12 protein-coding genes and 2 pseudogenes are annotated in these 19,233 nt (G+C 67.5%); 6 read left to right on the top strand and 8 right to left on the bottom strand.

Annotated elements, in window-relative coordinates; genetic code table 11:
- The first annotated feature begins 338 nt into the window (after positions 1 to 338).
- A complete protein-coding gene (locus tag OG709_RS01315; RefSeq protein ID WP_250305015.1) occupies positions 339 to 1,289 on the top strand; it encodes a DUF4232 domain-containing protein in 951 nt (316 codons plus the stop codon).
- A 54-nt stretch (positions 1,290 to 1,343) separates the two neighbouring features.
- Here OG709_RS01315 and OG709_RS01310 read toward each other — a convergent pair whose 3' ends face one another.
- Positions 1,344 to 4,160 (bottom strand): glycoside hydrolase family 2 protein, encoded by a 2,817-nt coding sequence (locus OG709_RS01310; protein ID WP_329164403.1) that lies wholly within the window; start codon positions 4,158 to 4,160, stop codon positions 1,344 to 1,346.
- 611 nt (positions 4,161 to 4,771) lie between these two features.
- Here OG709_RS01310 and OG709_RS01305 point away from each other — a divergent pair.
- A complete protein-coding gene (locus OG709_RS01305) occupies positions 4,772 to 5,515 on the top strand; it encodes an SDR family NAD(P)-dependent oxidoreductase (protein ID WP_250305017.1) in 744 nt (247 codons plus the stop codon).
- Between the two features lie 539 nt (positions 5,516 to 6,054).
- Positions 6,055 to 6,888: an NAD(P)H-binding protein gene (locus OG709_RS01300; protein WP_250305018.1), complete on the top strand. Its 834-nt coding sequence runs from the start codon at positions 6,055 to 6,057 to the stop codon at positions 6,886 to 6,888.
- A gap of 91 nt (positions 6,889 to 6,979) precedes the next feature.
- Here the strand turns inward: OG709_RS01300 and OG709_RS01295 are convergent, their stop codons facing one another.
- The 3 genes from OG709_RS01295 to OG709_RS01285 all read right to left on the bottom strand — a co-directional run bounded on the left by OG709_RS01295 (position 6,980) and on the right by OG709_RS01285 (position 9,542).
- Complete coding sequence (locus OG709_RS01295; protein WP_250305019.1) at positions 6,980 to 7,378, bottom strand: hypothetical protein; 399 nt, start codon at positions 7,376 to 7,378, stop codon at positions 6,980 to 6,982.
- A 405-nt stretch (positions 7,379 to 7,783) separates the two neighbouring features.
- Positions 7,784 to 8,161, bottom strand: coding sequence for a hypothetical protein (locus OG709_RS01290; RefSeq protein WP_329164397.1), 378 nt, complete (start codon positions 8,159 to 8,161; stop codon positions 7,784 to 7,786).
- Positions 8,162 to 8,379: 218 nt separating this feature from the next.
- Positions 8,380 to 9,542, bottom strand: a protein-coding gene (locus OG709_RS01285; protein ID WP_326694943.1) for an IS3 family transposase whose coding sequence is annotated in 2 segments (ribosomal slippage) — positions 8,380 to 9,255 and positions 9,258 to 9,542 — 1,161 coding nt in all. Because the reading frame shifts where the segments join, the coding sequence is not laid out codon by codon here.
- A 243-nt stretch (positions 9,543 to 9,785) separates the two neighbouring features.
- On the opposite strand from OG709_RS01285, the gene OG709_RS01280 reads away from it, so the two are divergent.
- Positions 9,786 to 10,717, top strand: a protein-coding gene (locus OG709_RS01280) for an IS5 family transposase (RefSeq protein WP_401279564.1) whose coding sequence is annotated in 2 segments (ribosomal slippage) — positions 9,786 to 10,133 and positions 10,136 to 10,717 — 930 coding nt in all. Because the reading frame shifts where the segments join, the coding sequence is not laid out codon by codon here.
- A gap of 817 nt (positions 10,718 to 11,534) precedes the next feature.
- The gene (locus OG709_RS01275; RefSeq protein ID WP_329164395.1) at positions 11,535 to 11,909 is read left to right on the top strand and encodes a hypothetical protein; all 375 of its coding nucleotides are present in this window, start codon (positions 11,535 to 11,537) and stop codon (positions 11,907 to 11,909) included.
- Here the strand turns inward: OG709_RS01275 and OG709_RS01270 are convergent.
- Both OG709_RS01270 and OG709_RS01265 read right to left on the bottom strand, forming a co-directional pair.
- Complete coding sequence (locus OG709_RS01270; protein ID WP_329164393.1) at positions 11,891 to 13,435, bottom strand: FMN-binding glutamate synthase family protein; 1,545 nt, start codon at positions 13,433 to 13,435, stop codon at positions 11,891 to 11,893. The genes OG709_RS01275 and OG709_RS01270 overlap by 19 nt on opposite strands.
- Positions 13,436 to 13,857: 422 nt before the next feature.
- Positions 13,858 to 14,466 (bottom strand): TetR/AcrR family transcriptional regulator, encoded by a 609-nt coding sequence (locus OG709_RS01265; protein WP_266644693.1) that lies wholly within the window; start codon positions 14,464 to 14,466, stop codon positions 13,858 to 13,860.
- Between the two features lie 46 nt (positions 14,467 to 14,512).
- Here OG709_RS01265 and OG709_RS01260 point away from each other — a divergent pair.
- Positions 14,513 to 14,893, top strand: a pseudogene (locus OG709_RS01260) (SRPBCC family protein); the annotation flags it as partial.
- Here OG709_RS01260 and OG709_RS01255 read toward each other — a convergent pair.
- A pseudogene (locus OG709_RS01255) lies at positions 14,791 to 16,091 on the bottom strand (MFS transporter). The pseudogenes OG709_RS01260 and OG709_RS01255 sit on opposite strands and share 103 nt — an antisense overlap.
- A 616-nt stretch (positions 16,092 to 16,707) precedes the next feature.
- Complete coding sequence (ltrA, locus tag OG709_RS01250) at positions 16,708 to 18,471, bottom strand: group II intron reverse transcriptase/maturase (protein ID WP_329164390.1); 1,764 nt, start codon at positions 18,469 to 18,471, stop codon at positions 16,708 to 16,710.
- Positions 18,472 to 19,233 lie beyond the last annotated feature (762 nt).

The raw sequence follows: 19,233 nt of genomic DNA, 5'->3' as shown, positions 1-19,233 counted from the left end.
GTCTCAATCGCTGTCACCACCAGGGCCATCTGGTCCGGTGCCGCCGGCCAGACCCGGATGAGCGTGAACGCAGTTACTCCAGGGAGCCCGAGGCACGTGACCATGACCACGGAAAGCAGACGGATCTTCGAGGCCATGGGCTGAGGGGATGGCTCGTCGCTACTCAGCGTAACGCATCAGAATGCTGTCAGTTGCCCGGCGAGTCCAACTGTCCCCGTCACCTCCCCGGCCACGCCCCTCAGTTCGGCGCCTCCCGCTCCGCCACTTGTGACACCGCTGTGACCCGAACTGTGGCCTCCGTCACGGGCGCAGGGCCGACGCCCTGATGGGATGACGGGATGAGCAGACCCGCCCCACTCCGCCCGGCCCTCGCCGCGACCGGGCCCTTCCTGGTGGCTTTCGCCGCGATCGCTCTGCTCACGGCCTGCGGGGCGGAACACGCGGGCCGGAACACCGTCGCGAGCGGAGCCGTACCGCCGTCCCGCACGCAGATCGACGATCCTGGCAAGGACGGCGTGCGGGTCACCTCGCTGACCCTCCCGTCGCCTTCCCCCTCGCCCACCCGCAGTAACTCCGTCTCCGCCGACAGCCTCGCCACGGACTCGGGGGTCATGGCGGCCTACGAGGTCACCAACAAGGGCGCCGAGACACTGACCTACTCGGTCGTCTTCACCTTCATGAGCAGTGACGGCGGGGCCGTGACCAACCAGACCGTGACCGTGCGCGACGTCGGCCCCGGGAAGACCGTGCGGGGTACGGTCCGGGCCGGGGAACTGCCGTCCGCCGCGCCGCGGGTAGCGCAGGCCAAGGTGCTCGACGTGACCAAGGTCCCCGCGGGCGAGGCGCCCGCCCGGCAGGGAACATGCCCCGACTCCGGGATCCGGGTCAGCGCCGACGCGGGCGACGCGGCCATGGGACTGCGCGTCGTCGGCCTGCACCTCGACAACTGCGGCACCCACAGCTACACCGTCGAGGGCTACCCGCTGCTGGAACTCCTGGACGACGACCGCAAGGCCGTCGACGGCGTCGAGATCCTCGACGGCAGCGGCGAGATCACCACCGGCGCCGGGCCCGACGTGCAGCCCCGACCCGTCACAATCAGGCCCGGTGAGTCGGCCACCGCCGGCCTGGTGTGGCGCAACACCACCGGGTCCGGTACACCCGTGAACGTGCCCTATGTGCGGGTCCGGGTGAAGGCCGGTGCCGAGCCGGTGATGGTGACCCCGGAGCTCGACCTCGGAACCACCGGAAAGCTCGGGGTCAAACCGTGGGTGAAGGTGGAGCGGTAGAGACCCGGACGACGGGTATGGCCGGCCGCGGTCGGCCACACCCGTGCGTTCCGGTCACCCGCCGAAGGTCTTCGTCGGCGGACGGGTCGACAACGCCGCCTGGTTGAAGGTGACAGCCACGCCGTGTCCCCGCAGCCGGGAGGTCCGCTGGTCCATCTTCCAGCCGTCGATCCGCACACCGATGTCCTTGTGGTTGCGGACCTGATCGGTGTCCAACTGAACCCTGGCAGTGCGCGACTCGCCGCCCACCAGGTTCAGGTAGTTGTCGTCGAAGGTCGCCGGCAGGATACGTTCGCCGGTCCGGGTGTCGTACACCTGCAGGTGCACCATCAGTGCCACGCCCTTGCCGATGTTCTCGACCTCCACCGTCAGCTCGATGTTGCCCCTCCCGTGCTTCACGTCGGCCGCGACGGAGACGGCGGCCGGGGCCACATCGTCCAGGCTCAAGAATCCCGCGGCCCGGGTCGGGTTCTCGATCCAGTAGAAGTTATGGACCGGTTCGGCGCCGTGCGCATCGTTGAACGAGAGCCGGACGAAGGCGACATCGGAGGGTGCGCCGTTCAGCCGCGTGGCGATGTTGCCGATCACGGTGTGGTCGGACGCCGCTGCTCCGCCGACGCGCCAGGAAGTGTTGCTGAACGCCTTTCCGTCCAGGTCGTAGAGCGTGACGGCGACGGTGCCCCGCACGTCCGCTCGGGTGTGATTGGCCACCACCACGTCGTACGTCCGGCTGTTGAGGATCACGTTGACCCGCCGGCAGGCGTGCTGGACCGCGTAGAACGACGAGTGCGCCTCAAGGTCATGGGTGTACATCTGCCAGACGAAACTGGGCTGCGCGGGATTGGTCATCCACATGATGACGCCGGTGCGCGGGTACGGTTTGCCCGGCGCGGCGCTCTCCATGTTCGCGGCGTGCGCCTCGTAGATCGCCTTGATGCACTCGTAGTTCATCAGCTGGGACTTGCGGGCGAAGTCGGGGAGATTCTGCAGTTCGCCGTAGCGCTTCGCGGTGATCTGGAGGTAACCCGCGCCGCCGCCGTTGCCACCGTTGCCGTTGACGTCCCGGTCGGCCCAGAAGTCGTCCGGGTGTTCCCACGACGCCTCGGGAATCATCTTCTTGATGAACTCGAGGGTCGGGATCGAGTACGAGCCGACCTCGTTGTGGAACGGTGGCCAGTGCGTGCCGTCGTTGAGGTCGAAGTGGGTGCTGGGGGTGACCCAGTGGTACGGCCCGCCCGAACTGTAGCCGCCGATGGGGTTCTTGCCGGTATCGCCGGCCGAACTGGTCAGCGAGGCGCGCTTGGGGTCCAGCTCGGCGACCAGCGCGTCCAGGCCGTCGATGAGCTGCTGCGGCGGCGGGCCCTCGTTGCCGCCGCACCACAACAGGATCGACGGGTGGTTGCGGAACCGCACGATGCAGTCCCGGATATTGTCCAGGTCGCGGGTGACGTTCGCCGGCGGAGGACCTTCGGTCGAGCAGAAGAAGTCCTGCCAGACGAGGATGCCGAACTCGTCGCACGCCTCGTAGAAGTCCTCGGTGCTGCTCTGGCCGTTCCAGTTCCGGATCAGGTTGAGGTTGGCCTCGCTGTGCAACCGCACCTGCTCGCGGAGCCGTTCCCGCGGAATCCGCTTGAGCGCCTCGTCCAGGCCCCAGTTGCCGCCCATCACCAGGATCGGCTGGTTGTTGACGGCGATCGCCAGGCAGTCCACCGGTGTGCCGGACTGTGACTGGATCGGCTTGGTGTACTCGATCCGCCGAACGCCGAAGTCCACCGTCCGCTCGTCGTGGACCTGGCCGCCGGACTCGACGCCGATGGAGAGCCGGTAGCGGTGGGGATCGCCGTATCCGTTCGGCCACCACAGCTTCGGGCGGTTCAGCCGCAGGCAGGCGATGTCCTTCGAGGTCACCGTCACCGTGGATGCGCCGGCCGGCACGGTGACGGTCCGGGCGAACTCGCGGCCGTCGAGGACACCCCTGACCACCACGGACCGGGAAGAGCTGAAGGCGCTGTCGAGGGTGAGGTCAATCGCGATGTCGGCCGTGCTCAGATCGGCGGAGAGCGTCGGATCGACGTGCACGTCGGTCAGCCGGATCTGCCCCGTCGTGGACCAGGTGACCGGCTGCCAGATGCCCAGGTCCCGGTCGGGGATGGTGGGCAGCCAGTCCCAGCCCGCCGCGCAGAAGAACGTCGGCCCATTCTTCAAGGTGATCCCGGTCTTGCCACCGTTGTGTCCGCCGCGAGTCACGCCGCTGGCGTAGCTCGGCAGCGACGGTGGGTCGACGTAGTCCAGTTTGCCGATCAGTACCGCGAGGTGAGCCGTGCCGCTTGCCTTCGCGATGATGTCCGTGACGTCGAAGACGCCCCGTGTGAACGCACCCTCCACCGTGCCCACGTGGGTGCCGTTGAGCCAGATGGTGCCGAGGTAGTTGATGCCGTCGAACTGCAGCCAGAACCGCTGGCCGGGGATCAGCCGCGGCACGGGGAACGCGACCCGGTACCAGTAGTCGGTGTCCTTGAGGGTGTCCGGGACCGTGTCGGTCACGTTGTGGCCGTACAGCGGATCGGGGTACTCGCCGTTGGCGATCATGCTCGTGAGCGGCGTGCCCGGCACGACAGCCGGCTTCAGGCCGGTGATGCGCTGAGCGCTGGCCACCTGGTTTCCGGGCGGTGTCGTCCCGTCGGCCGCCGTGAAGGTCCAGCCGCTGGTGATCTCGTGGCCGTCGATGTGGAGGAGGCGGGCGCCTTGGGTGCCTGCGGTGCCGCCCGGCGCTGCGTCGGCGACGCCGGACAGCCCGAGCGCGCCGAGAACACCACCACCGGCGGCGGCAATCCCACTGGACAGGAAACGCCTGCGATTCAACTGGGTCACGTCGCTCCCGGTGTTCGTACGACAACGTTGTCAGCCCTGGTGTGGGTTCTATGGTCGGTAGGCCCTGATCCCTTTGTCAACGGCCTCGGGCCCACGCTCGTCACCGGGAGCCCGTAGCCGCCCTCGCCGACGGGATCCCCACCCGGGCCGCCGCGCCAGACCTGCCCGAACAACCGAACTACCCGCGCATCGGGCATCTTCGCGGTTCTCGACGAGGCACCCGGCCCGCTTCCGGGCCCGCGACCGCGAACTGCTCCCGAAGAACACCGAAGGCGTCCGAGCCAAACTGAAACGCCTGGTCACGCTCCACGTCCTCACTCGGATCTCCTCCCTCGGCCTCGACCACCCCTGCTGCTGCGGAGCGACCACGCCCGGGGCGCAGGACGGACGGCACGGCCGACTCGGCACACTGTTTGCCGCCGTGGATGGTTCCTTCCGGCGGGCGAGAACGGGCCGGGAACCTGCGACTGCGCGGCGCCCCGAGATGCAGTAGCCGCAAGTGCCGGAGCCTGCGGTGGCAGGGACAGTGGAGGGGTAGAACCCGGGGGGCCGCGCATCGTGGTTCACCCGCCTGCCGGGCGTCTGCCCCGGCCAGCCGAAAGGTGCTCCCCATGTCCGCAGCGCGTGCAAACCTCGCCCCGCATCCCCTCACCGCCCTGGTTACCGGGGCCACGTCCGGCATCGGCCGGGCGGTTGCCAAACGGCTGGCCGCCGACGGCATGTCCGTCGTCGTGGTCGGCCGCAACGCCCAGCGCGGCGCCGAGACCATCGACGAGATCACCGCAGTCGGCGGCCACGGCCGATTCGTCGCGGCGGAACTGCAGGACCCGGCCGGCATCGACCGGCTCGCGGCGGAGGTCGGCGAGATCGACGTCCTGGTCAACAACGCCGGGACTGCCGTCTGGGCACCGACCGAGGACATGAAGGTCTCCGACTACGACGCGATGTTCGCCGGTAACGTCCGCGCGCCGTTCTTCCTCGTGGCCGCCTTCGCCCCGGCGATGGCAGCGAAGGGTTCGGGCAGCGTGATCAACATCGGCAGCATGGCCGGCAGCCTCGGCTTGGCCAACGCTGCCGCGTACGGCGCGACCAAGGCCGCGCTGGCATCACTGACGCGGAGCTGGACAGCCGAGTACAGCGGTCGTGGCGTCCGCTTCAACACCGTTGCCCCAGGCCCGGTACACACCCGGGACGCGGACCGCGAACTGTTCGACGCGCTCGCCGAAACCACAGCGATGAAGCGCGCGGCCGAGCCTGCCGAGATCGCCGAGGTCGTCGCTTTCCTCGCCTCGTCGAAGGCCGGCTACATCACCGGCGCGACCATTGCCGTCGACGGTGGCCGCACTGCCATCTGACGCTGGTTCGCACGCCGGGCAGCCCTGACCGACGGGCCCCTGTCCGAGGGAAACAGGCTGGTTCAGGTGCCAGACACAGTCTGAGCTCGTTCTCTTCCTTCCGGCCTCGAACGGCGTCTCGTACCGAGTCGCTCAGCCGGGGATTCGCCGGCCGTGGGGGCGGCTTCGTCCGATCCGTGCTCCGGCCAAGGTGTACGTGACCAAGGCGAAGGCGGTGACGGCGAGTCTGCTGGCCAGATGCTGTCCGGAGGGAAGCGTTCGCGGAAGCGCCATGCTTCCGGGGCGAGTTCTACGAGTGTCTGACCGCTCGGCGCGACGCGTGGTTCGAGCTGGCGGACGCGGTGCTGTGCGCCGACGGTGCGGTGAGGTGTTCACCTGCTACCTGTTCGCATGTCGGCTGTCGTGCTCGGGCAAGGCGCCGGTGTACGTGCCGGAACGTGCCCAGCGGCAAGAAGGGCCAGGGATCTCCTTGACCTGAAGCATGATTGAGCTTTTAACGTGTCTTCCAGTTGACCATCTGACAAAGGGAGAACGCGCTCATGATCCTCGTGACCGGAGCCACCGGAAACATAGGCAGCGCACTGCTGAAGGAACTGCACGTATGCGGTGCCGGGCCGCTGAGAGGGCTCACCCGCAACGCTGCACAAGCCACCTTCCCCGAAGGGGTCGAGGCTGTGGAGGGCGACTTCGCGGAGCCGGCGTCGTTGCGGCCCGCGCTGGAGGGGGTGCGCTCGCTGTTTCTCGTGTCGCGTCTGGGATCTGACGCCGACATCCTCGAAGCCGCCCGGCAGGCGGGTGTAGAGCACGTCGTGCTGGTGTCGTCGATTACCGTCCAGACCCACCCGCATCTGGGCCCCGCCGGCGAGAACCTGGCGGTGGAGCGGTTGCTCAAGGCCAGCGGCATGGCCTGGACGATCCTGCGGCCGACGCAGTTCGCCTCGAACGCCCTGATGTGGGCGGCTCCCATCCGTGAGCACGAAACCGTCCGCGCGCCGTACGCGGAGACCGCACTGCCCACCATCCACCCCGCGGACATCGCGTCGGTGGCACGGGTGGCGCTGACCGAGCCCGGTCACCAGGGGCGCACGTATGCCTTGACCGGACCAGAGCCGGTGAGCGCCCGCCAGCAGGTGCAGGCCATCGCGGCAGCGCTGGGCCGGGAGGTGCCCTTCGCCGAGATCAGCCGTCGGCAGGCCCACGCACAGATGGCCGCGGTCTTCGGGGCAGAGGCCGCAGACGCGGTACTCGACGTCACGGGCGGAGACGTCAACGAGGCGCTGCTGACGGTGCTCGACACGGTGTCACAGGTCACCGGAACCCCGGCGCGGCCGTTCCGGCAGTGGGCTTCAGAGAACGTCACCGCCTTCCACTGAATCGCCTGGGCCTGAGCACGCTCGCTCATCTGCACTTGGGCGCGCGCTTTCAGGCCGCTCTGGCAAGCGGGGCAGCGGGCCAGGACCTCCCTCAGGCCGACCCTGCCTGCTCGGTCAGGCTCGTGGGGTGCCGGGTGAGCCTGCCGGTCACCAGCCGCACCGACGGCGCCCGCGTCGGTGCGCCATCCGGAGTTCGGCGCAGAGTGGCGATGTGGGCGCGGACCATCCGGTAAGCGGCTTCGTCCAGAGAACCGCGCCCAGTGACGTGCGCGATCCGTGGTCGAGCCGGGCGAGCGGCCTCCCACGCGTAGTCGACCACGGCACGGCTGCTGTCGTACTCGGCGAAATCGAGAGCCACGTAGTCGTGGCCCGTCCTCGTGTTGAAGGCCCTGATTTCCTCGTCCGCGTGCTCGTCCCCGGAGAGCACCAGCTCCGCAGCCCGCGCCGCAGCTCTCCCGGGGAGTGTGGCGGCGGCAAGCCGTCGCCACACTCCCCGACCGCGCCCTGGCCACTGATCGACACGGCCACACAACCCGGCCTCGCCTGCCCAGCCCAGGCTTCTGCATCACGCTTCAGGAACGGTCGGCTGCTGCCTCCACCCCGAAAGGGCGATCTTCCGCACATCGCCTTCGGGCACCAACCGCAACGAAACTGTCTGGTGAGACATGCAATTCGCGAAGAACACAAGTCGGCCGAACTGTGCTGGGGGCCCCGCCCGTGCAGTTGCGGGGCCCCACAGTCGGCGGACGGCAGCGGGCGGTTGAAGGTTTGTTCGCGTGTACGAAGATCAGCGACGGCTTCAGCGCCTCAGGCAGTCGATCGACTGATGCGACGGGGACTGGCACGGCGCACAGCTACCGTGCCAGTCCCCGGCCCTGCTCAAACCCCGCAGAGACTAGTAGCGGCAGTCGGGGAGACCGTTCACGGCGGCGCTGTTGTCCACATAGGGAGCGTAGGTCCACCCGTATATGTACTCAGAGAATCCGAGGTCGTTGTGGTACTCGGCGATGGTGTGGTACCAAGTCCTCCCGAGGCCCAGGTCCTTCCCCAGGCGGCTGTAGCAGTCGACGTCGATCCCGTCATGCTGCGCGGGAGAGAGGTCCTTGGCGACCTTGTCGTTGTTGTCGATGACGTTGTAATCCGCGTACACGCCTACGTTGTGGCTGGTACTCAGCCGGATACCCACATCCGCGCTCGCCGGGGTGGCGGCCAACACTCCGACCGTGGCGATGGCGCCGAGCAGTGCCGTGGTCGCAGCCAGCTTCTTGCCCATGTGCATGAGACTTCCTCCTGATCGAGTGACGACGTCGCGGCACAGTGGCCGTGATCGCCGTGTGGTCTGACGAAGGTGACGAGTTGTGGCTTTTCCTCAGGCCGGCAGTCCTGCTCGCGCCCGCCGTTTCGCACCGTGGCGAGGTCGCTTCCCCCTAGCGTCGCGCCGTGGTGTGACGCATCGTTTGGGTCTGATGCAGGGTTGGGTGACAAGTTCAGTCACGCGGCCTGGAGGGCCGGTGTGGTCATGACGGTTTCGAATTCGACAGGGGTCAGTCGGCCGAGTGCGGCTTGTCGACGGCGCCGGTGGTAGGTCTTCTCGATCCAGGTCACGATGGCGATCCGCAGTTCCTGGCGGGTGGCCCACGTGCGGCGGTCGAGGACGTTCTTCTGCAGCAGGCTGAAGAAGGACTCCATGGCTGCGTTGTCGCCCGCCGCGCCGACCCGTCCTATCGAGCCGACGATCTGGTGGTGGCCGAGTGCGCGGACGAATTTCCGGGACCGGAACTGCGACCCGCGATCGCTGTGCAGGACGCACCCGGCGACGCTGTCACGCCGGGCAACAGCGTTGTCCAGGGCGGCGACGGCCAGGCGGGACTTCATCCGCTCGTCGATCGAGTAGCCCACGATCCTCTTGCTGAAGACGTCCTTGATCGCGCAGAGATACAGCTTCCCTTCCGCTGTGGGATGTTCGGTGATGTCGGTGAGCCAGAGCCTGTTCGGGCCATCCGCGGTGAAGTCGCGGCGGACGAGGTCGTCGTGCACCGGCGGACCGGACTTCTTGACCCTGCCGCGTTTTTTGCCGAACACGCTCCACCAGCGGTTGTCCCGGCAGATCCGCCACGCGGTCCGGTCCGCCATGCCGGCTCCCGTGACTCGTGCTTCGTCAGCCAGGAAGCGGTAACCGAACTCCGGGTCCTCGCGGTGGGCGTCGAACAACGCGTTTGAGCGATACGCCTCCTCGACCGCAGCGTCGGTCACCGGCTTGTCGAGCCAGCGATAGTAGGGCTGTCTGGCGAGCTTCAGGACCCGGCACGCGACCGTGACGGGAACCCCGTCCACGGCCAGCTCCCTTACGAGCGGGTAGATCCTTTTCCCGGCAAATACGCCTGCGACAGGTAGGCCGCAGCCCGGCGCAGGACCTCGTTCTCCTGCTCCAGCAGCTTGATCCGCCGACGTGCTTCGCGCAGTTCCGTGCTCTCCTGGCCGGTCGTACCGGGCTTCGTCCCGGCGTCGCCGTCCGCCCGGCGCATCCACTTCCACAGCGTCATCGCGTGAACGCCGAAGTCGGCGGCCACCTGCTCGACCGTCACACCCGGGGCGCGGTTCCTCGCGACCCGCACGACATCCTCGCGGAACTCTTCCGGATAAGGCTTGGGCACAGCGACATCCTTCCCACCTGCCCTACAGGGCAAGCCAGTTCAGATGTCACCCGATCGTGCATCAGACCCTTTCGGTTGCGGGCGGACACGGGTAGCTTTCGTCATGCACGCGCAAAAGCCCTGATGGGAACGTCAAGTGCACAGGGAGCCAACCTTGATTCGGATTCATCTCGGGTCCGCAGGCCTAGGCACTGTTTCTCGGATCTCCTGACGTGGGTGGGGTGTTGGGGCGAGGGTGGCTGTATGGGCCGTGGGGATCTGACGAATGCGGAGTGGGATCGGCTGGAGTCGTTCTTACCTCCTGGTGGTGCGCGTGGTGGTCGGTGGAGCGACCACCGTCGGGTGATCAACGGGGTTCTCTACCGGGTGCGGACCGGTGTGCAGTGGCGGGATCTGCCGGAGCGGTTCGGGCCGTGGGAGACGGTCTATAAACGACATCGCCGCTGGTCAGCGGATGGGACATGGGCGATGCTGCTGTCCCGCATCCAGTCGGCCGAGGACGCGGTGGGCGGGATCGACTGGGATGTGTCGGTGGACTCGACAGTTGTGCGGGCCCACCAGCACGCCGCTGGCGCGAGGAAGGCGCCGGCGGTCGCGGTCCCTCAAAGGGGGATCGCTGGGGGGACGAACCAGGTCGATCCGGTGTTGAGGAAACTGGCAGTCCGGCTGGAGGAAGTGGTCAGATCGGCGAGTGTCTGGGACGTTCCCGCGGCGGATTCACCACCAAAATCCACCTTGCCGCCGATGGGCGATGCCGGCCACTCGCCCTCGTCCTGACACCCGGACACTACGGTGACGGCCCCCAGTTCGAGCGAGTACTGGAGCAGGTCTCCGTGCCCCGAACCGGAGTCGGCCGGCCCCGGACCCGGCCCGACCATGTCTTCGCGGACAAGGCCTACACCTCTCGGAAAACCCGGCGTTACCTGCGACGACGCGGAATCCGGCACACCATCCCCGAACGCCTCGACCAGCAGAGACACCGCAAGAATCGCGGTTCCCGAGGCGGCCGTCCCACCGGTTTCGACAGCGAGCGATACAAGAAACGCAACACCGTCGAACGCGCAATCAACCGTCTGAAAGGCTTCCGCGCCGTCGCCACCCGCTACGAGAAACGCGCCTACATCTACCTCGGCACCGTCACACTCGCAGCCCTCGTCATCTGGCTCCGAACATGATCCGAGAAACAGTGCCTAGGCAGCATCAGTGTCTGCACCCTCCCGGACTTCGGCGCCGAACTGACAGCAGCCGGGAGGCTTTACGCCGTCCGCAGTGGGCGGCCCCAGGGCGGCCCGCTGGCGCAGCTCTACACGCGTAGCATTTCGCCCGATCTTGCTGACGGCGTCAGCCCCCTGCACCTCTCCCACCTATTCGCCCGCTGCAGTCCCACGCCCTTCACCAAGGCCCTCGCCGAGGGCGAGGAGAAGGCGCACAGCGTCCTGACCCACGCCATCGACCACCTCCGCACCACCGCCATCGAGCCGTACCACTCCGGCATCCGATCCGCGGTCGCAACCCGAGCCGCCGGCCTCTCCCAGATCTACGTGGGCAGCGGCGCCTCAGCCATGCTCCAACATCTCGGACACGGAATCAGGTTCCGTCACGGTGTCCTGGAACTACCGACGGCCTTCGACGCCGACCTTGAACTCGGCCAGGGGTCCCTGCACATCCAGGCGGTGGCTACGAGCAAGCGGGTCACCTTGGCCGAGCCCGCCGACGATCAGCTGACCGTCCGGATCCCCGCAGGGCCTGCCCCGCGCATCGGACCGGGCCAACGGGCAGCCCTGCGACCGCTACTGGGCACCAGCAGAGCGGAGGCACTCGAGAGCATCGTCATGTCGGGAGGAGTCACCGGGCGGCAACTGGCCTCCCTGCTCGGCGTATCAAACGCCGCAGCCAGCCGGCACGCCGCGGTTCTACGGCGTGCCGGCCTGATTCAGACCCGCCGGATGGGGCAGGCCGTCGAGCACGTCGCAACTCCTCTGGGCTACCACCTTGCGCAGCCAGAAACACCGACCGGGCCGTGACCGCGGCAAGTCAGTGGCGCACCTCGGCAGTGCGGTCGCGGCGGGCAGGCCGACCCCGCTGAAGGAGATGCTGGCCGTCGGCTACGAGTGGACCCGTCTCCATGCCGCCATCGCGGTGTGGGACATCGCCGGCGGGGCGGAGGCCGGCTCCGTCATCCGTACGCTGCTGGAAGTCTGGGAGGAGAACGAGGCGACCGCGCACCGTATCGTGACATTCCTGGCACCCGCCGCGACGGGGCTGACGACTGGCGAGGCGGCCGTTGTCGGGCCGACCGCTCCCGTACCACCCGACCTGCGGATCAGGCAGCGGCAACTCGTCACCCGTCAGCTGGCAGGCTTGTGAAGAGGGGTCGGTTCGGTGGCGAGCAGGGCGGTGATCTCCTGGGCGAGCTCCGGGCCGAGTTCGCCCCAGCCGTCCTTGTAGCCGTAGACGTTGGCCAGGGTGCGGGCGTCGTAGTCGCCGTTCATGATCTCGATGTCGGTGGTGGTGATGAGCGCCGGGTGGGCGACGCCGACAGCTCCCGAGACCTTCAGCAGTTCCTTACGCAGGGTGCGCAGGTAGACAGCGGCCCGGGTCGCCTTCGAGGGTGCGTCGACGCCGCGCACCAGCCACGGGTTCTGGGTGGCTATGCCGGTGGGGCACTTGTCGGTGTGACATTTCTGCGCCTGGATGCAGCCGATGGACAGCATTGCCTCACGGGCGACGTTGATCATGTCGACACCCAGGGCGAAGGCGACGGCGGCGTTCTCGGGCAGGCCGAGCTTGCCGGAGCCGATGAAGGTGAGGTCGTCGGTCAGACCCCGGTCGGCGAAGGTGCTGTAGACGCGGGAGAAGCCCATCCGGAACGGCAGCGACACCGAGTCGGTGAAGATCAGGGGAGCCGCGCCGGTACCGCCCTCGCCTCCGTCGATGGTCACGAAGTCGACCCCGCGATCGCCACGCGCCATCAGCGTGGCCAGCTCCTGCCAGAAGCTCATTTCCCCCACAGCGCTCTTGATCCCGACCGGCAGACCGGTCTCGGTAGCGAGCAGCTCCACGAAGTCGAGCATCGAGTCGACGTCGTGGAACGCCGTGTGCCGAGAGGGGGAGGCGCAGTCCTTGCCGGCCGGAATGCCTCGGATCTCGGCGATCTCCGGGGTCACCTTCGCTCCCGGGAGCATCCCCCCGAGCCCCGGCTTGGCGCCCTGGGAGAGCTTGATCTCTATCGCCTTGACCGGGGCGCCTGCGACCACGTCCTTGAGCTTGTCGAGGCTGAAGGTGCCGTCCTCGTTTCGGCAACCGAAGTACGACGTTCCGATCTGGAGGACGAGGTCACCGCCGTTGCGGTGGTACTGCGAGAGGCCGCCCTCGCCCGTGTTCTGCATCACGCCGGCCAACGCCGCGCCCTTGTTGAGCGCCGTGACGGCCGCGCCGGACAGCGATCCGAAGCTCATTGCCGAGATGTTCACGACGCTCGCCGGCCGGAACGCCTTGGCACGCCCGCGCGGGCCGCCCAGGACCTTGGCCGAGGGCAGCGGAGCCTGTGGGTCACGCAGATCGGGCAGCGTGCCGGCGAACGTCCGCTGCTTCACGTACGCGTGCCCTTGCACGTGCTCGACGTCTACGTCGGTTCCGAACCCGAAGTAGTTGTTCTCTTCCTTCGCCGATGCGTAGATCCAGGTGCGCTGGTCACGGCTGAACGGGCGCTCTTCCTCGTTGGACGTCACGACGTACTGGCGCAGTTCCGGCCCGATCGTCTCCAACAGGTACCGGGCGTGCCCGATCACGGGGAAGTTCCTCAGCAGTGCGTGCTTTTTCTGGACGAGGTCGCGGGCAGCCACCAGTGCCAGTGCTGTTGCGGCGGCCGTGCCGATACTCCGAGCGCGCATGAACGTACCTTTCCTCGATTGCTCGATACCCGACTCCATCGCTGTACGGCGGACGTCGTGGGCGTTGGGCAGCGGACACGGCCAGGAAGGCATCGGCGTCCGACGACGAAACGCCACATGATGGTAGAGCTCTCGCAGATGAGCGGACGGGGCAGGGTGCGACAACGCTTCGCTGGGTTGCCCGAAGCAATCTCCAGTCGCGAGAGTGCGCACCCGTCGGAACGACACCTGTAACCGATGCCGAGCCGTGTCCGGTCATGAACCGTGGGACCGGGCTGCCTCCGTGGCACGCAGCCCCATCCAGTGAGGTTGCCCAAGGAGACTTGGACGGCCTACGTCGTGCTCGGTACGTACAACGCCTACGTACCACCGGATCCCCTGCGGGGCGCGAGCCCAGCGGCTCGGTCTGGCCGGTGACTTCGTCAGTTCGAGCCGTAGTACAGCCGGAGGAACTCCTCCATCGCCGCGTCGACCCCGGCGCGGTCACCGGTGGCGAGCAGGTCGAGCAGCAGACCGCGGACGGTGGCGAGCCCCAGCCTGGCGCGGCTCCGGGCCAGGACGGGGTCCGCACCTGCGGCGACCTCGGCCGCTATGAGCGGCTCCAGCCAGTTGTTCACGAGCCCTTCGAGGACCGGGGCAGCCCCGGGGCGGCCCTGCAGCGCGTGCCCGTAGATTTCGAAGAAGAGCCGCTCCTGACTGGCCAGTCGAGGATCTGCCAGCTGCTGCCAGAGGAGCCTCGCGGCGTCGGAGGGCGAGAAACCGGGTTCCAGACGGAACCGGGACAGCAGATCGCGCTGGCGCTGCTCGGACGTCCGGACAATCTCGACGAGCAGCTGTTCCTTGGAACCGAAGTAGTGGATCAGCATGCGGTGACTGACACCGATCGCGGCGCCCAGGCCGCGCAGGCTCAGGTCCGAGAGCCCGTGTGCCGTGACGTGGTCGACGGCCGCGTTCACCAGTTGAGAGCGCCGGTCTCCGTCGGTGCTGGGCGTGGCCTTGCCCTCAGGATGCGAGCCGTCCGTATTCACCACGTCGCGAGTGTACCGATGGGTACATGCTCTGTGTACCGTGTGGTACATGAAGTCTGTCACCGTGCTGATCGACGTGCCGCAGACGCCCGAACAGGTCTACGACTTCCTCGATGTCATGGCTCACCACGAGCGATTCACCAACCACTACCTGACCGGATGGCGCTACAGCGGCCCTGCCCGCGGCATCGGATCCTGTGCCACGGTCTCAGCCGCGCTGGGGGGCACGAAGACCGAGGTCACCATCGAGGTCGTCGAGGCCGATGAGCCGCGGCGCATTGTCGAACGGAATGTCAGCGCGGCCGGCCGACGCCTGGCCCACGGCACCTACACCATTGAACCCCTGCCGACCGGTGGGAGCCGCGTGTCGTTCACGTACGCCTGGGTGCGCACCCCGCTCGCCGACTGCCTGCTGCCGCCCGTCGTCCAGGTGTGACCAGCCGTCTGGTCCGGGCCTGCCGACAAATGTGAAGCGGAGCGCCCGGAAAGCGCGGTGACCACCATCACAGCGAGGCCGAGCGCCACGATCGCGGCGCCCACGTACAGCGGTGCCGTGTAGCCCAGGCCGGCACTGATCGCGAGGCCGCCGAGCCAGGCGCCCAGGGCGTTGCCGATGTTGGAGGCTGAGACGTTGGCGATGGCAGCGAGCGGCGCGCCGCCAGCGGCGTCCGTGACACGGGTAAGCATGCCGGGGACACCAGCGAACCCGAAGACGCCCGTCAGGAAGACCAGGACCACCGATGCGACCTTGCCCCTCAGCGAGCATCCCGAATGCTGTGAGCGTGGCGGCGAGTCCCGCCAGGGACACGATCAGCGTGCGGTCGCGGTTCCGGTCGGCCGCCCGGCCCCCGGCGAGTTTGCCGATCACCAAGCCGCTGCCGTAGACGACGAGCAGCCAGGCGATGTCGGCGCTGGAGAAGCCGGTGACCTCGGTGAAGGTGTACGCGATGTAGCTGAAGGCCCCGAACATGCCGCCGTAACCGAGGGCGGTGGCGGCGAGAGTCAGCCAGACCTGCCAGGAGCGGAAGACGCGTAGCTGCGGACGCAGCCCTACCTTCCGATGGGCATCGTCCACGGTGCCCGCCCAGGACGGGACCCACACGACGATGGCGGCCACGGCCAGGAGGCCAATTCCGGTGATCGCCCAGAACGTGGCGCGCCAGCCCCAGTGTTCGCCGACCAGAGTGCCGAACGGCACGCCCAGCACGTTGGCGATCGTCAGCCCGGCGAACATGACGGCGACCGCACGCGAAGCCCGTTCCGGCGGAACCATGCGGCGGGCGACAAGCGAGCCGATGCCGAAGAAAGAGCCGTGGCACAGGGCGGCGACGACGCGGCCGAGCAGTGCCCCGGCGTAGGTGGGCGCGGCGGCGGACAGCAGGTTACCGAGGGCGAACAACGTCACCAACCCGACGAGTACGGCCTTGCGGTGGAAGCGGGTGGTGGCGGCGGTCAGCAGGATCGCGCCGATCGCGACGCTCAGGGCGTATCCCGAAAATGAGCCATCCGGCTGCGGACTCGGAGAGGCCCAAGCCGCGGCTCACCTCGGGCAGCAGGCCCGCGATCACGAACTCGGTCAGGCCGATTCCGAAGCTGCCGAGCCCGAGTGCGACGAACCCAGCGGGCATCTGGCGCGCGCCCATGTCCTGTCGGTGTCCACGCCAACAGCATGAGGTTCGGCCGCCGGACTCGACAAGGCCCTCCTGGCCGCCCGCGAGGATGAACTTATCGCCCTTGCCCACACCCAACTGCCCTAACCGGATGGCTATTTGGCTGGGCGATCGGCTGCTGTGGAGCGGAATGCGTGGCCCTGGGGGAGGTTCCTGGCATCTCGGTGCCGTTCCCCGCCCCAGCAGCCAGGAACCTCAGAACCTCGACCACCTCGTCGGCGGGATCACGTCCTCGGCTTCTTCAACGAAGAGGAAGCGCTCCTCGGTATGACGTACTCCTTGCCGATCCGACCACGCCCCGGCCAGCGTGTACGGCTGCTGTTCACACGATGGAACGAAGAGCTGGGAGAGCGGGCCTCGGAAGACCTTGGCCTCAAAAGCTCGCACTATTCGATTTATTGTCGAACAAGAATCGAATAATGCGAGTAGTCCAGCCTGGGGTCGCCACGGCCGATGGCATTGTGGTCGGGTAGCCGGAGACCATTGCTGATCCCCGGCCCCCTCAGAACCGGACGTGCGAGCTTTCCCCGCATCCGGCTCAAGCAAGCCCCATGGGCTTCGCAGGTCAGCAGGGTTAAGTGGCCCGTTTGCCGTCTCCAGCGTGATGCTGGCGATGGCATTCGGAGTGCACAAGGCGAAGGTTGTTCCGCTCGTCCCCGCCGCCGTCGCGCCGGTAGGTGAAGTGATGCTTGTGGAGCATCTTCTTCGAGGCCGCGAACCAATTGATCCACTCGCGTGGGCTGTCCGGTTCGTACTCGGCTCCGGCGATCAGCGCCTGCTTGCAGAGAGGACAGAGCCCCTGCTGCCGGACCGCCAGGAGAAGACTCGTCTTGTCCATCGGCGGTGGCGCCTTCCTGCGGCGGCGGTTCTGCCAGTACTCGGTCAGCGCGGGGTCGTCCGGGGACGCTCCGCCCTTGACGAGCTGGTGGCGGACGATGCCGGTCCAGGCGAACTTGATGAGGAAGGCGCCGCTGTCGCGGTCGCCGAACACCCATCGGTCTCGCCGGGACGGGTGGAATCTGCCGAAGTACCGGGCCGCGACCCAGTGACTCGACTTGTTGCGGTGGCGGCGTCTGGCCCATTTGAAGGTCAGCCGCCACATGTAGTGATCCAGCGACGAGAACGTCGTCGTGGATGCCACCGCCCGGTAGTAGGCTGCCCAACCGCGCACGATCGGGATCAGCCTGCGCAACACGGCCTCGGCATTGGACCCGTGCAGGGTCTTCACCTCGGTCCGTAGGCGCGACCGGAGCCTTTTGCAGGCCGCTGTGCTCGGGGTGATGATCAGTTTCTTCTGGCTCTTCCGGCGAACGGTAAAGCCGAGGAAGTCGAACCCCTCATCGAGGTGGACGACCTGGGTCTTCTCCTCGTTGAAGCGAAGACCCCTCGGCTCAAGCCATTCCTCCAGCCGAGCCCTGACCTGGTGCACCTGATCTTCGTCGTGACAGAGCACGACGAAGTCGTCGGCATACCTCACCAGCACCGGAGTGCCCGGCATCGCGCCGGGCTCGCGCCCGGCCCGCACCGTGTATTGGCACCCTGCGGCCTGTTCCAGTCCGTGCAGAGCAACGTTCAGCAACAGCGGGCTGATCACACCGCCCTGAGGAGTGCCCTCCTCGGTCGGTGCGAATCGGCCGCGGTCGATCACACCCGCTTTCAGCCAGCTGCGGACCAGATCCCTGGCGGGGAACTGACCGAGCATGGTCATGAGGTGGCTGTGATCAATGCGGTCGAATGCCGCCGACAGGTCTGCGTCCAGGACCCACAGACGCTTCGGGTTCTTGCCCTTCACCGTCCAGAAGATCGCGGATATCGCGTCCTGACAGCTGCGGCCGGGCCGGAAGCCGTAGGACCTCGGCTCGAACCGCGCTTCCCACTCGGGCTCCAGCGCGTTCTTCACGCGGGCCTGGAGAACCCGGTCACGAATGACCGGGATGCCGAGCGGTCGCTGTTTCCCGTTGCTCTTCGGGATGAACACTCGCTTGACCGGCCTGGCCTTCCAGGGCTTCGACGACCGATGGATCTCGGCCGCCAAGGTGCCTCGCGCCTTCGGCGTGAGGGCCCGTTCCCCGTCGATGCCAGCGGTCATGCGACCACTGCTCTGCTGCGTCACCCGCTTCACGCTGACCAGCGTGTTGCTGCGGCTCCGCAGCATGAGCTTCTGCAAGTTGCGGACCTTCTTGAGGTCCCCGTTCTGCGTCGCCTTGAAGATCCTCTGCCTCAGCCGCCGTACGTTCTCCCCGCAGGTGGCCCAGTCGATGCCGTGCCAGTCGAGTAAGTCGTCCTCGGGTCCGTTCACCGCAGGCGAGGGCGTCACGACAGGTGTCGTGATCTCCATGTTCGCCTCCGGTGTCTAACTTGTCCCTCGGTTCCGGCTTCCTTGCAGTGGTGACTTCAAAGGCTCACCTGATCCACGTGGGCGCCCTTTCGGGCCGGGCCACCGGGACCCGTATCCGGCGAGTTATACGAGAGCGGGTAAAGGCCCCGATCTCCCGTTTTCCTCTGGCCTTTCGGCCCGCCGACGTTCGCTTCTTGGATCTTCCTTCTCCCGCCGGGGACTTCAGCCTTCCTTGCGGTCGGCCTACCAAGCCGGGGCTTGGACCCCGTCGGGGTTTCCACGTTCCGCACCAGTAAGACGCGACTGGGGTGGGCGCCCCCTCTACCCCGGGACCTGCGGTGTCCTCCCTCCGGGCTCAGTTACCCGAAGGTCGCTTGGTGCCTTTCAGCACCGGGTCCTGTGACCGCCGCCAACACGCCATCGACGCGGTCTTAAAGTCACGAGGCATCATCAAGGGTTCACTTGCGTTCGCCCGTCCAGCCTTCCCCTCGCCTGTTGCCTCCCGATGGCCGGGAAGCTCTTGGGCTTGAACGCTCCGCTTCACACCCCGCCGTTACCAGCGACGCATGGGAGCGCGGGGACGGGCCCTGGACGCTGGCCCGAGGTTCAGCCGATCGATACCTCCTTCACGTGGCTGTCCCTACTTACCTGGAGCGACTTCGTGTCGCACACTGAGCACTTCAGTTGGCCAGCGAGCGCTCCGGTTGGCCACTGTGATGCTCAGCGGCAATGGTGTGCTGTGACGGGCCGACACCGTTTCAG

Origin of the sequence: Streptomyces sp. NBC_01267 (assembly GCF_036241575.1) — a bacterium.
Taxonomy (GTDB): Bacteria; Actinomycetota; Actinomycetes; order Streptomycetales; family Streptomycetaceae; genus Streptomyces.
This window is presented reverse-complemented; position numbering and strand designations above follow the sequence as displayed.

Bases quoted from the DNA above. Each gene is read 5' to 3' on its own strand.
- ltrA (WP_329164390.1), bottom strand. From the start codon at position 18,471: ATGGAGATCACGACACCTGTCGTGACGCCCTCGCCTGCGGTGAACGGA.
- OG709_RS01290 (WP_329164397.1), bottom strand. From the start codon at position 8,161: ATGGGCAAGAAGCTGGCTGCGACCACGGCACTGCTCGGCGCCATCGCC.
- OG709_RS01305 (WP_250305017.1), top strand. From the start codon at position 4,772: ATGTCCGCAGCGCGTGCAAACCTCGCCCCGCATCCCCTCACCGCCCTG.
- OG709_RS01270 (WP_329164393.1), bottom strand. From the start codon at position 13,435: ATGCGCGCTCGGAGTATCGGCACGGCCGCCGCAACAGCACTGGCACTG.
- OG709_RS01315 (WP_250305015.1), top strand. From the start codon at position 339: ATGAGCAGACCCGCCCCACTCCGCCCGGCCCTCGCCGCGACCGGGCCC.
- OG709_RS01300 (WP_250305018.1), top strand. From the start codon at position 6,055: ATGATCCTCGTGACCGGAGCCACCGGAAACATAGGCAGCGCACTGCTG.